Annotated in this window: 8 protein-coding genes; 1 reads left to right on the top strand and 7 read right to left on the bottom strand. The window is 51.3% G+C overall.

What is annotated here, in order from left to right; genetic code table 11:
* Window positions 1–26: 26 nt before the first annotated feature.
* From AB9F26_RS01310 to AB9F26_RS01280, 7 genes are all read right to left on the bottom strand, one after another.
* On the bottom strand, window positions 27–1,031 hold the full coding sequence (locus AB9F26_RS01310; RefSeq protein WP_369767098.1) for a TRAP transporter substrate-binding protein: 1,005 nt from the start codon (window positions 1,029–1,031) through the stop codon (window positions 27–29).
* Window positions 1,032–1,322: 291 nt separating this feature from the next.
* Window positions 1,323–7,181, bottom strand: coding sequence for a glycosyltransferase 61 family protein (locus tag AB9F26_RS01305; RefSeq protein ID WP_369767097.1), 5,859 nt, complete (start codon window positions 7,179–7,181; stop codon window positions 1,323–1,325).
* Between the two features lie 19 nt (window positions 7,182–7,200).
* Window positions 7,201–8,310: a DegT/DnrJ/EryC1/StrS family aminotransferase gene (locus AB9F26_RS01300; protein WP_335585049.1), complete on the bottom strand. Its 1,110-nt coding sequence runs from the start codon at window positions 8,308–8,310 to the stop codon at window positions 7,201–7,203.
* An 8-nt stretch (window positions 8,311–8,318) separates the two neighbouring features.
* Window positions 8,319–8,747 (bottom strand): FdtA/QdtA family cupin domain-containing protein, encoded by a 429-nt coding sequence (locus AB9F26_RS01295; RefSeq protein WP_335585048.1) that lies wholly within the window; start codon window positions 8,745–8,747, stop codon window positions 8,319–8,321.
* A 98-nt stretch (window positions 8,748–8,845) separates the two neighbouring features.
* The gene (locus AB9F26_RS01290) at window positions 8,846–9,898 is read right to left on the bottom strand and encodes a Hint domain-containing protein (RefSeq protein WP_335585047.1); all 1,053 of its coding nucleotides are present in this window, start codon (window positions 9,896–9,898) and stop codon (window positions 8,846–8,848) included.
* 236 nt (window positions 9,899–10,134) lie between these two features.
* Window positions 10,135–11,088, bottom strand: coding sequence for an NAD-dependent epimerase/dehydratase family protein (locus AB9F26_RS01285; protein WP_369767096.1), 954 nt, complete (start codon window positions 11,086–11,088; stop codon window positions 10,135–10,137).
* A gap of 106 nt (window positions 11,089–11,194) precedes the next feature.
* Window positions 11,195–11,611 carry a hypothetical protein gene (locus AB9F26_RS01280; RefSeq protein WP_369756343.1) on the bottom strand — a complete coding sequence of 139 codons (417 nt, stop codon included), beginning with the start codon at window positions 11,609–11,611 and terminating at the stop codon, window positions 11,195–11,197.
* Window positions 11,612–11,850: 239 nt separating this feature from the next.
* Here AB9F26_RS01280 and AB9F26_RS01275 point away from each other — a divergent pair, with 239 nt between their 5' ends.
* Window positions 11,851–12,864 (top strand): NAD-dependent epimerase/dehydratase family protein, encoded by a 1,014-nt coding sequence (locus AB9F26_RS01275; protein ID WP_335585044.1) that lies wholly within the window; start codon window positions 11,851–11,853, stop codon window positions 12,862–12,864.
* The last annotated feature ends 591 nt before the right edge of the window (window positions 12,865–13,455 follow it).

Genomic DNA, 13,455 nt, shown 5'->3' with positions numbered 1-13,455 from the left:
CGACTCTGTCACATTATTTGTGTGACTTAGTTGGCTGGAAGTGCAATGCGGATTGCTTCCGCATCGGCCAAGATCTTATCAACTTCTTCGGCGCCATAAACGTCGCGCGCTTTGCCGTAAACTGATGCAACCGCGTCGCGGAAGGGCCCGATCACAGGAACAACAACGGTCGCTCCAGCGTCAACCATTTCGGCCAACTGACTATCAACCGAGTTTTTCACCAAGTCACGGCTAAAGGCGGCGGATTCAACGGCTGCCTTCATCACAGCAGCTTGGTCAGCTTCAGAAAAGGACTGCCAAGTTTTTTCAGCAATCGTCAAAGGAAGCGGGCTGTACACGTGACGAGTCAACGTGATGTTTGGCGCAACCTCATAGAAACGCAGGGATTTAATTGTATCCACTGGGTTTTCTTGGCCGCTCACTGTACCCTGTTGGATCGCGAGATATACGTCTGTGATTGGCATCACAACGGTTTGAAACCCAATCGCTTCCATGGTCCAACGGATCATATCGTTGGGGAAAACACGCATTTTTTCGCCAACGGCGTCGGCAGGTGAATTCAACGGTTCTTTGGTTGTGAAGCTGCGAAAACCCGCTTCCCATGTTGAAAGGACGCGGAACCCTTTTTCGGGCAGTTTCGCGAACTCGCCGTTTAGCCACTCGGAGTTGTCATAAAGTTCCCAGCCTTGCTCGTAGGAATCCACGAGAAACGGCATAGCCGTCAAGTTGAGGGATGGAAGATGGGACGCATAGGACCCCGTCGCCGAAACCGTAAAGTCGATCCCGCCAAGCTGAAGTTGCTCAATCGCTTTTGGGTCGTTTGCGAGTTGGCCTGAAGGGAAAATCCGCACTTCATAGCGGCCTTCCGTATACTCCGCGACTTTCTCGGCAAAAACTTCTGCTGCTGCTTGACGCGACCCACCTGGGTTGTCTGTGTGACTAAACTTCAAGACAGTTTGTGCGGTTGCAGCGGCCCCCATGGCAGCCAACATTGCGGTTGCGGTTGCGAATTTAATAAATGTGTTTTTCATTACGTCCTCCCTGACGTTTTCCTCATTGTATATTTTTAGGTATACATTAATAAATTCACTGTCAACCTTGCAATAGGATTTGACGGTGCCAAAAGTTGGCGAATACTACATAAGAATCCATGCTTTGCCGCGCGCCGTGCTTCGGGCGCATGGTTCGCGTAAGAGGGTTCAGCGTTTTCTAGGAAGAGCTCGGGTGGCGCGCCCACACTTGGCGCGACGCGACGCACCGATGAGGCGCGTGTTTAGGGCAAATTGCGAGGCAGATCGCGGAGAGGAACTCGAAAGTGGCGGCTAGACCTCACCCGTGTCGATTTGAATACTTCGCTTTTCTATTTCCGCCAAACAATTGAGGACTGTCTTTTCCATCGACTTTGAGAAGGCCTCGCTCGCCACAAATACCGGATGCTTCGCAGCCGCTTTGATGTCGGCTCCAAGCTTCCGACGCCCTGCGGTGTCGTCCGCCAACTTTCCAACCAGTTCCACATATTCATCTGGCGTATTGGCAAGCAATTTCTCAAACCCAAGGGATCCAACGAGGAATTGGTCGATCGAGCGCGTGGATCTACGACGCAAAACGACCGGCGGAACTCCGTAGATCAAAGAAAGATGCGTCATCGTCGCTCCCCCATGCGGAAAGGACGACAAATATATATCAGACAAGGACAAAACGGTTTCAGCTTCGGCAACGCTCATTTCGCTCAGGATTATGATCCGATCAAGGGAGACGCCGACCACCTTGGCCGCCTCCGCAACTTGAATATTGAACGCAAACGCTTGGCTACGGCCCGCCCATCCGGGGTTATACGGCGCCAAAAGCAACTTGCCTTTGGGAACCCGCACCAACGCACGCAACATCGTCAACAGAAATTCTCTACGATTTTTTTGACAGGCCCCAGCGTTGATCATAACGACGTCATCGTCGGCAAGGCCAAGGGTCTCACGTGTAATTGCCTTGGTGGCCTTCGGGGTCAGGGAGTTAATGTAATTGATGACCGGCCCCTCCACCCGCAAAATGCGCTCTGGATGAGCGGCATCTGAAATATCGAACTTGGGATCATCGTTAAGACCCGTCAGGCAATAGTCAAAAGAGTCAAAACCGGGCGCAATAGGAACATGTGAATTCAACGTCATTTGCAGCGGTGCAATGCGATTAAAGAGCGCGAGTTCTGGTTCGCCTACACCAAAAGTAGTTGCATTCGCATAGAGGAAAACATCCAGATCGTCGGCAAGCAGCCGTTCCCGCATCCCATGTGCATTACTTGAAAACTCTCGGCGGTGATCAATCACGGTGTCAAACAATTCGTCGAATTTATTGTCCGACGCAACGACGCGGTCCGTAAAATTCATCGAGTAGGCGAAAACCTCAAACTTAGTGCGATCAAAGCTTTTGAAAAATGCGACAACAGCCTCACTGTCGGGGCCTTTAACAAAGGTACGACATAGAACGCCTATCCGCATGCGCCCCTGCGACATATCCATCGGGCGCACTGTTGATCGGGGTGGTGTATCGCTGACTACTGCGAGATGCTCCAACAATCTGTTGCGGGCTAACAGCACGTCACCGAAGGGCAGATCGATGAGGAACATTTGCCCTAAATCGAGGCGCGACGCGACCTCGGCGATCTTTTCGCGCTGCTTGATTGGCCGGCTTTCATCAAGATGAACTGCGAGCCAATCCAGCAGTCGAGTGGCAAAAGCGACGTAAATTGCGTCTTCCCCCTCAAGATACGGATAAGTAAGCGCCGTCAGCCACATAAGGTATAGATCTTGCACAGAAGGCTCTAGGCATCTCAAATCAGAAACCAGAGGCAACTTCCAAGTTGGGACAAGGACCATCGCGAGTGCAAGCATCCGCGCAAATTCTTCGTCGACCTCAGGCTCCTGGGCCAAATCGCCAGCAACTTGCTTTGACGCTTTTGAAAAGTAGGCTTTTATGTCTTCAATAGCCGCAAGCTCATCTGCATTATGCTCTTGCAACGCAATGAAACCCGACCAGATATTCGCCCAATAATCTGTGAAAAATCTGTGTTTCAATAAATCTTGAACCTCGTCAAGGGAGGCGTTCTGTAGACGGTCCAACAATTGGCGACGCATTGCGACCAACCGGTCGCTGAAACCTTCCGGAGTTGGCTTCGAGATAAGGCCCCATGAACTCGTGAGCACAGCCGCGTTGCTATTTGCCTCCAAAAGGTCGTCGAGCAAATCTATTGCCGACATCTGGGGACCCTCAAGTCTCTTTCCCGCTGTATTTTTTGAGAAAAATGGCGTCACAAGCGGCACCGGAACGAAAAAGTCTTCGTAAACGCCTTGAAAACCTTGAACACCGCGTATTGCGGAGCTTTTGATCCGTGGGCCAGCAATATTGACAACGTGCGAACCAAGACATTCACCGAGCGCGCTCCAATAATAGTAATTCGTCCCGAGTGTATTTGAAAGCAGCGCAAACACACGCGCCCCTTTTGGCGCAAACAGCATGTTGGCCAAATGCGCGTCGCTCTGGCCAACGATATCACCTGCCTGAGCAAACAGGCGCAACAGTTCGGAGAATTGCAAGTCGACACAGGTATGGTTTTCGAAACCTTGCTGGTTAAGCGCCTCCCTGACTTTCGGAAAGTTCGCGACCCGCTGATCATCACTTCCGTTGTCCAGAAAAAGGCGCTTTGCGCCCACAAGGCATCCCTCAGAGAGCCCAAACTTAGCGAGCCGCTGGATAATCTTGGGGTGATAACGGACTGTGTCGAATCTAGACTCACCCTCGTTAAAGTAGTCTGAAACAATATTTGCCATGCTGCCGACATAAAGCTTATTGACGCTCACAGAGACATGCCGCGACAGGCGAACGACTTCTCGATTTGGAAAGAAATACCGCAGCGCTTGATAATGCTGAAACGGCATTTCGTCATCCGTTAGGATCGGCACATGCGCGGGCGCGATATCACATGCCAACATGACACGTGGAATAACTTCTAGGATAAAATGGAAATAATTGTGGCTGTAGGTTCCTGAGGCAAAAATCCCGTCTTCAACAATCATTTCTGACGAATACCGGCGCAGGAGAATCCTGTTCTGCTCCACAGCCACGACGGCTCCGGACTCCTTCACACACATCTTTTCGACATCGAAATTTAAAAGACCGTGATCAACCCAGGTACCAAAATCCGTTAAGAACCCGTCGTTTCCCGCAACCAAGGTAGCGTGCGAATATATCGAAGCTGTCGCTGCGGGTGCGAGATATTGGCCGTTGGAGGGAGCAATATGGGTATAGGATGCAACTGATGGCCGCGGGAGGGTGACAGCTTCCTGAGGGTAGATTTCAATCGTCTCAGATGCGTCCGTGGGATCAACACTAAAGGGCACAACCTCAGTAATGAGGGTGGGATGAACGGCACTAGAGGCGTGATGGATCGATGCATAGAGCAAAGAGGCGGACTCTTTGTCTTGCCCAAGCCTAAAGAAACGAATTGCCGCTTCACGGCCTAAGGTTGGAATTCCCGGACTGCCATGTGGGGCCGAGTGAAAATGCGGAGTCCCTTGGGATAAAAGCCAAAGGAGCGGCGACGCTTGAGAACTATCCGCCTGTGCGGTCTCAAACTCGGCATTCCCTTCAAACATTGGGTGCGGGAGTCGCCCCTCAAATTGGCCAAAACTCAAATAATGCTCAAGCGGATTACCCCCTGGCTCGTGGACATCAGGGTATTGCGTAAGATAGTATTGTGTCGAGAAATTCGGGTGCGGATCAATCGCAAAAGATGCACCATTCGTGAGGAAAAACTCAAGGATGCTCCCGTGAATATTAGCCGCATAAGGCGCTTGGGTGAGGATATGGCTTCTTTGAACCAACGGATGGGTATCAGCGTGCAGTTTATTCGTGGCGACCAGTTGAACAATGGTTTCCTGCGTTCTCAATGTGTCTGGTCTACGCCGCACAACATGCTCAACCGAAATCAAAAGATGCGGATCACGACCGATTTGATTGCCTTCGATGAGATGCGCCCAAAGCGAGTTTGGCGCGGCCAGAATATAGCGCGCCAAGTCCTGATCCTTACAGAAATACGCAGGCTCAAAAAGGCCTGACACTTTGGCTTGATCGCGCCCCATCTCCTGATGTGTCAGAAACTGTAGGAGCGCGCCTGGGCGTACTTCGGGATCATGCGAAAGCCACGCGGGATGAAGCAAAGGATGCGGGCAGGTTCCTTTTTGAATGCCACTTTCAAGGAAATGTGCCAAGAGGGGCTGACCTTTAACCGGTAGTCGCATTTGCCGCACATAATAACGCGGGTCAAAAAACATATGCGGCGCAATTTGGTCGCTGCGCTGCAAATACTGCGCGAGAATGTTTCCCTTGACGGGATCACCCGCCCCTGTTTCCTCGATTGAGACTTTGCAAAAGGCGGGGTCAAAAAGCGGATGGGGGAAATATCCCTGCGCTTCACCGCGCAAAACATAATGCATCAAGGGAGCCGCCGCTGCGGATTTTCGCTCCTGAACCGTCAGGTTGGACAAATAGTAATTGGCGTCGAAAAGGGGGTTTGGGCTGCGCAACTCATTTTCGCCGTTCGACAAGAAATGCTGCAGGGGGTCAACTCCCGCGGTGGCAATATCCGGATAGCGCCTGAGGTAGTATTGCGGATCAAAAAGCATCGCAATAATTTGGTCACGCGGCACGTTGAGCGGGGCACGGTGGCGCCCTTCGCACAGTCCGATGATCGCATTGAGACGGCGGCTAAATTTTTCGGGCGACCCGTTTGAGACAAACCACTGGCGCGATGATACCGCCATACGGCCCAACCGTGCTTTTGTTGGTTTGCCAAGATTTGATTTTGCAATATACTTTGGCGCATCACTGGCGACGCTACTGACAACATCCGGTGTATCGGACATCAGCGCCCGAAGTTTGTCTTCCAACTCTTGCGCGGTTATCCAATCTAGTGTGTCGGAGGGGGCATGGGTCGCACCAGAAAGGTAGTGGGAAACTTCATCGGAACCACCGCCATAGATCGCAACAGGTATTCCAAGGTAGGCCGCCTCGACAATGGTCAAACCCCCGCCAACGGGGAATGACGAGATAAAAAGATCGACGGTATTTGCAATCAGCTCTTGGGCGACGGAAGGAACTTCGCCAACAATCGACAGGTTCTCAGGGGGAATTTGTGCCGAGAGGAGAGCATGCTCAAGACGGGTTTTTAGCGCGTCGGTGACGGGTCCGATGTGGACGTGCTGACCGCCCGTCGCGCGCAATATGCGCACAATGGTTTCGGGAAGACCTAACGGGCCGTCAAGATTGAACTTATGGCTCCCGCCGCAGGTCGCCGTCATGAATGCACCAGCACGGGGAAACACGCGTGGCCGCCGAAGGAGAACCCGCGCGACGCCTTTGCTTTTGGAAACAAGCCGCGCGCGCGCCGTTTTATTACGCAGTTTTATGTGCTCAGGATTAAACGCCAGCGGAAAGGAATAGACCTCGCGATCCGGCCGCATTTCCTGAATACGTTTCTGCTGCTCAGGTCGGATGGCGAGGTGCTTTGCCGCTGCCAGATCAACACCCGCACTCGCGGTGGTATCCGCGTGATGGACGACATAGGTGTTTGGTCGATCAAAATCGCACAAAGCGATTGCCGCGAGTACATCCTCTGGATGGTGCAGCGTAAACAGGCGGCGCGCGGTAAAGGAAGCCAGTTTGTCACGCAGCCACAACAAGCGATCAAAAAGCCCAAGCGTCTTGTCGGGATAGATCGGGAAACCACCCGCCTCGACAACCTCTTGCAAACCAAAGTCACGTTTATTCTCAAATGTACCCGTGAACAAAACGATATGCCGCTCACGTGGACGCGCCGCAATGAGTTGCCTTAGAAGCGTTCGGTGACCGCCCGTTTGATAAACCTCGGTGACAAGATAAACGTTTGTCTGTTTGTCAAAACTTACGCGTTTGGGCGCGACCGTATATTCATCACGCAGTTGCGCCGCAAATTCGCCGCAGGCCGTATCGATTTTTGACAAAAACACTTGCGCACGGCTCGCTGGATCCACGACCGCATCCATTGCGCCCAACAAAAGCAAATTCAGCTTACGAGGTAGATTTTGCGCGGCTTCAGACCCCTCGCCCTGCATTTTTAGATCAAAATCTTGAGAATCAGGTGATCGGAGGTCCATTTAGTATCCCAAAGCTTGTTTACGGCAGAGTACGCGCAGTATTGTCGACGATTGTCGCAATTTCTTGTGCCTGTTCAAGAGACAGATGTGGCCCGATCGGTAGACTCAAGCATGTCCGACAAATCTCTTCGGTAATGGGGAAAGACATTGCCCCAAACTCCGCTTTAAACGCGCCGCTGTGATGATTTGCAGTTGGGTAATGCATTGCCGAAGGCACACCAACTTTTGCCAGCGCCTCTTGCAATCCGGCGCGATTTTCGTGACGCACGACATAGAGATGCCACACCGACCCGACGCCATCGGCAACGCCGGGCAATGTGAGGCCGGGTGTCGCGGCAAGGGTCGTGGTATAGATATCGGCAATTTGAGAACGGCGTGCATTCCACTCATCCAACTTGCGCAATTTCACCGAAAGCATGGCCGCCTGAAGCGTATCGAGGCGCGAATTATAGCCAACCGTATCGTGCTGATATTTCACCTTTGAGCCGTAATTCCCCATCTCGCGAATGCGATCAATAAGGTCTTCGTCATCGGAAACAACCGCCCCTGCATCGCCAAATGCCCCGAGGTTTTTGCCGGGGTAGAAGCTAAAACCTGCCACATCCCCGATTTGACCAGTGCGACGATTTCCGTCAAACGCCCCATGAGACTGCGCGGAATCCTCGATGATTTTTAGGTCATATTTTTCGGCCAGATCCCGTAATCCTTTATAAGGAACGGGTTGGCCATACAGATGCACAGGCATGATCGCACGCGTGCGCTCCGTGATGACCGCAGGCACCAATGAAAGGTCCATATTCATCGTGATCGGGTCGGCATCCACCGGAACAGGCGTCGCACCAACTTGTGCAACCGCCAGCCAAGTCGCAATAAATGTGTTAGCCGGCACGATCACTTCGTCCCCCGGTCCAATCCCATAGGCGCGCAACGGAAACCCGATGGCATCCAAACCACTCGCCATACCAACGCAATATTTAGCACCGCAGTATTCCGCAAATTCGGCCTCAAATTTGGAAACGGGACCGCCCCCGACATAATAACCAGAGTCCATCACAGACTGGTAAGCCGCATCAATTTCGTTTTGCAAAGAACGATAGCCAAAGCCAACATCAAGAAAAGGGTACTTCATGGCATCCACTATTTAACGGGATTTTGCAGCTGCTTCCACGCCAAAAAATCCTCAAAGGTATAAAGATAATCGTCGGTCTCGAAGGGACGCGAAGCAAGGACGCCCACCACAGTTCCCGGAGCATCAAAACTCAGGCTACGCCACAATCCTCGGGCCACATATAGACCGACATCTGGCGACGTAAGTTTGTATTCAGTGGTGCTTTTTGAATCATTCAAGGTCACAGTGCAACTACCGTGCAGGCAAATCATGACCTGCTGAAGTTGCTTATGACCATGCTCGCCCCGTTGCGCACCAAGCGGCACATCAAACAAATAATAGAACCGTTTAATTTCAAAAGGGAGCGCACCAGACTCTACAACGCCAAGCTGTCCTCTGGCATCCGAGAAATTCGGCAAAGACAGCAAACATGGCTTTGAAATGTCGGAAATAATCATCATTCTTCCAGAAAACAAACGTGTTTACGTGAGGTACATGGAAGCGGTTGCGAGGTCAAGGATACTGTAGGTCGCGTGGCGCAGACACCTTCTAGGTGCTACTGAACGGCGATGAGTGGTTTGTTATTAACTATGTGGCGGCGCAACATATTGGCGATAACTTTACCCTTTTTGGCAATGTGCCGTGCTGGAACAGGTGCAAAATTAGAGGTCAAAAATTGAGGGAATATTTCAAATAACTCTTCGCGAGCCGCGACACCAACCCCCTTGAGAGCCTCACGCCCAAGCAACAGGCTTTCTGCAGGAGCGCCCTGTGCAAAAATGATTTCATGCTGATCAAAGAGGATATGGAAATAGGTGACCCTCTGCACCTCATTGTCGACAAAAACTCCCGGCAGGTCCACGAGTTTGTGGGCGGGCACCAAGACTTCTGCCGCATCAAACATCCGCGCAGCAATGGGCGAGCGCACCAGCATCCTATGCTGTGGTGACACACGCAAATCGCTTTCAGGAAGCCCGAGTCCAAGCGCGCCGGCCATGATCTTGATGGGCCTTAGCTTGGTTTTTTGAGCTAATTCCTCGGGTCCAAGCTCATAAGACCCAATCCAGCGAATACGCTGTGCACCGTGATCGCTCGTCAGAACTTCGTCACCAACACACAGTTTTTCAATCGTCCGTTGCCCGTTCGGCGTACCGATCAAAGTTCCGAGCACAAAACAGGGCACAACCGTGTCAACATCAATTGAAGGGCCGTTATCAACGATGGCTCCAATAGTGAGGGGCGTGTTCAACGGCGGCACTTGGCCGTCCAAAAACATCAGAAAATAGCCCTGCTCCGCACCTGGGTATTGGAAACTCCCGTTGCCATTGATGTCATAGTCGACAACGCCAATTTCATAAGTGTTCACACCATCATTAACTAGAATGGTGTAGTCCCAAGCAATCGCTTTACCGTTGTAGGTCTGGGTGGCGTCATTTGGGGTTTCGTTTATTACGTTGTCGCCACTAATGATCGCGGGGTTGGAACCATCGGTCATCGTGATCTGGCTGTAGGCATTGATGACAAAAGTCGCGCCTTGGGTGGCATAGGTTGCCATATCGGCGGTCATTGTTGTATCGGTGCGCAACGCACCATATGCGTTAATTGTCATTGGTTTGCCTGTACTCAAAATTTTCCAGCCACGTATTTACGTCACTGACGGGGTCGTTTTTTTTCACGCGCTCGAACGTGTTATTTTGATACAGTTTTAATTTAAATCTGGGCCAATTTGAGGCAAAATATAGGTGTATTTGGCGCCTTACGAGGCAATCACGCCGCGAAACTGGCGTTTCGCGCTGAGCGGAAAGATTCAAATGGAGTGTCGTTAAATAGCAACGGGAGCGGTGTTTAAACCAGAGACATGCTCTCTATGGTCTGTTTCAACCCTTCTCGCAAACTAACGCGAGGCTGCCAAGCAAGGCAGGTCTTGGCTTGGGCTATATCCAAAAAACTTCGCGGAATGTCAGACCCTCGACGTGAAACGTGATTTCGAGCAACGGGGCGTCCGAGCAAGTCTTCGATCACTTCGATAAGTTCGTTGACCGTATGATGTGCGCCCCCACCGATATTGATCAAATGTCCGACGGAACCTTCAAGATTAACCGCGCTTAAAAATGCCCGGACTACATCGTCAATATAGACATAGTCCCGACTATCGTTGCCGTCGCCAAACACCGTAATCGCTTCGCCATTCTGGATCTTACCCAACAGCGACGGCACCAAAAAACCTTGGCTTGCACGGAAATTTTGTCCCGGCCCGTACGGATTGGACAATCTTAAAGTAACGAAATCCATCCCATGCTCTATGCGGAACAACTCCATATATTTTTCGATCATCAACTTAACTATCCCGTAGGAATTTCTTGGCATGGCAATGGCGCGTTCACTGGTTGGGGATTCAGAAGCGTTCCCATAGATTGCACCTCCGGACGAAGCGAAAATCACACGCTTCACTTTACTCGCGACACAGAGTTCCAGAAGCCGAATTTGCGGCTGAACTTCCTGCTCAATATCTTGAATTAACTGGGTATTCCCCGTACTTGGGTTGATACCGTTTACCAATTGAATCACGGTGTCGGCGCTGCACACAATCTCTTCAAGGGCAGTTGTATCCGCGAAGTCCACCTTTACACATGTTAGGTTTTCGACAGTTGGCAAAAGGGGGCGACGCGACGCGGCAATAACCGAATGCCCAGCCTGCGCAAGTGATTGGGTCAAGGAACGCCCCAAAAATCCAGAGCCGCCCAAAACCACAATCCGCTGGGGTTGGGGCAACGAATGCTCCCTGATAATACGTGTCACAGTCTCCACGCGCACTCTCCATAGCAACTGTAAATGGCTCACATTTCCGAACCCGTAAACTGCCTGAAAGCGCGGCGAAACACAATCTTTACCCTGCAAGCTCCCCCTATTTTACGCTAAAGTACTCCACGGGCGGATCGGTGGCCGATGTAATAATGAGTGTGCCAAAAATTCCTCTGCGCGTATTGAATACCATTTCTTGAAACTTAACGCCCCAAACTCGATGGACCGCGAAATCTCTATGCGTGGCGACGGACTTAAACCCTTCGAGGAGGACGCGCGTATCTCCACCGTTTCGTTCAACACGCCACTTGCCCTCGCGCGTACTGACACTATTGCCCATCGATTGAAAAACTGCATGCCGATAAGTTCCATCTTTCATGAGTTGGATCTGTTGACGATATGCCAGTCCGTCACTGACATATGTCTGCGCAAGATTTCCAGTGGTCAACGGCTTGCAACCAACAGTCCCAAGCAAAGCTATAAAAACGAGCAAAAGCCGCAGGTGCAAAGAAATGTGCATTCGGTGGCCTTTTCTGAGTGTGACGCCTAGTGCCGATTCTACGCACAACCCATTTCAAATGTCCTAACCTTCTGGCTCTATTAACGGAAATTTGCGCTGTATTTATGTGCTCAAAGAAAAGCAATAAACTCGCGTTCATTCCCCACATGCCGAAATCCCCCAAACTTACTAGATTTTTAACCCCGTGCGCCCTAAACACGGGTGTAAAACCTTCCAGTACTGTAACAGGACAATGCAGAATGAAAAAAATCTTGGTCACGGGAACTGCGGGTTTTATTGGTTTCCATTTGGCAAAACTGTTACTTCGCGAAGGTTTTGACGTAGCTGGGTATGACGGGATGACGGATTACTATGACGTCCACCTCAAAGAACGGCGTCATCAAATACTGCATCAGAACCCAAACTTTTCATGCAAAATTGGGCTGCTGGAAGATTTTGAAGCCCTGCATAATTTTTGCCTGGACGAAAAACCCGATGTTATTGTTCACCTCGCCGCGCAGGCCGGCGTGAGGTATTCCCTAGAGAATCCACGGGCGTATATTGATGCAAATATTGTTGGTACTTTCAACATCATGGAGTGTGCGCGCGAATTGAACGTAGATCACCTTTTGATGGCATCCACATCCTCGGCCTACGGTGCGAATACGGCCATGCCTTTCGTTGAAACCGAGAAGGCCGACACACCCCTCACCATCTATGCCGCCACGAAAAAAGCAGGCGAAGCCATGGGCCATTCCTACGCGCATCTTTGGAATCTTCCGACGACCATGTTTCGGTTTTTTACAGTCTACGGCCCCTATGGGCGCCCAGACATGGCTCTCTTTAAGTTCACGAAAGGAATTCTCGAAGGGACGCCGATTGATATCTATAACAACGGGGATATGTACCGCGACTTCACCTACATAGACGATTTGGTCAAAGGTATTCGCTTGTTAATCGACACGCCACCCGTGCGCCCAGACACCCCAAACGACATCGTAGAAGGGGATAGCCTAAGCCCCGTCGCACCCTACAGAATTGTAAACATTGGAAATTCTGACAAGATTCGCCTTTTGGACTTCATCGAAGCAATCGAGAGCGAACTCGGTCTCAAGGCCAAACGCAACTACATGGAGATGCAAAAAGGCGATGTGCCTGCGACATGGGCGAACGCCGATTTGCTCAGAACACTGACAGGGTACCAACCTCAAACCGAATTTCGGGATGGGGTGGCGAAATTTGTGGCTTGGTACCGGGACTATTACCAAATCTAAGACCGGTTTCTAACTAGGACTGGATCCAAAGATGGGCCCGTGCCCCCTGTGACCACGATTGCCGCGCCAACCTCGGTGCCCACGCCGTGAATTCCCTCTAGAAGCCTCGTTTGCCCCGCGCCGGATCGCGGACGCTTGAGCGGCATTCGAGGATGCGTTGGCAACTCTCCCCATTGCTTCGTCAAGATCCCTGAAATACTGTCGGTTTGAACTGTGTGCCGCTTCAGCAATGGCCCCTGCAACGACGCCCAATTGTGAATTAAAGCGTGCGGGGGCAAGACCCGCTGCCTTTAGCCGATTGATCGCAACCTCAACTGCACTATTGCAGCCGTTTGATGAGGTCGAACAAGAGGAGACGAGTTGCTCACGACCGAAGTCTAGGCCTTGTGCCAAAGAAGGCCGTGGCCCTAGCCCAAAAACCAAAATCGCCAGCGTCACTGTCAAAATTTTCGCTAAACTTACTGACACTTTTGGTCCTTTCTCATTTTTCGCCCTTCCAAACCGCGTGTGTGGCGATCCAGAAATGCAACCTATGCGCTTGTTATTCGATATTTTTTCACCTACGAAAAGAGTACATTTCAACTCGTTTTG

It is taken from the genome of Falsihalocynthiibacter sp. BN13B15, from assembly GCF_041205415.1.
GTDB lineage: Bacteria > Pseudomonadota > Alphaproteobacteria > Rhodobacterales > Rhodobacteraceae > Falsihalocynthiibacter > Falsihalocynthiibacter arcticus.
The sequence above is the reverse complement of the archived record's forward strand: the minus strand, read 5'-3'. Positions and strand labels throughout refer to the sequence as shown.

Excerpts from the sequence above, each read along its gene's own strand:
- AB9F26_RS01310 (WP_369767098.1), bottom strand. The coding sequence starts at position 1,031 with ATGAAAAACACATTTATTAAATTCGCAACCGCAACCGCAATGTTGGCT.
- AB9F26_RS01305 (WP_369767097.1), bottom strand. The coding sequence starts at position 7,181 with ATGGACCTCCGATCACCTGATTCTCAAGATTTTGATCTAAAAATGCAG.
- AB9F26_RS01300 (WP_335585049.1), bottom strand. The coding sequence starts at position 8,310 with ATGAAGTACCCTTTTCTTGATGTTGGCTTTGGCTATCGTTCTTTGCAA.
- AB9F26_RS01295 (WP_335585048.1), bottom strand. The coding sequence starts at position 8,747 with ATGATTATTTCCGACATTTCAAAGCCATGTTTGCTGTCTTTGCCGAAT.
- AB9F26_RS01290 (WP_335585047.1), bottom strand. The coding sequence starts at position 9,898 with ATGACAATTAACGCATATGGTGCGTTGCGCACCGATACAACAATGACC.
- AB9F26_RS01280 (WP_369756343.1), bottom strand. The coding sequence starts at position 11,611 with ATGCACATTTCTTTGCACCTGCGGCTTTTGCTCGTTTTTATAGCTTTG.
- AB9F26_RS01275 (WP_335585044.1), top strand. The coding sequence starts at position 11,851 with ATGAAAAAAATCTTGGTCACGGGAACTGCGGGTTTTATTGGTTTCCAT.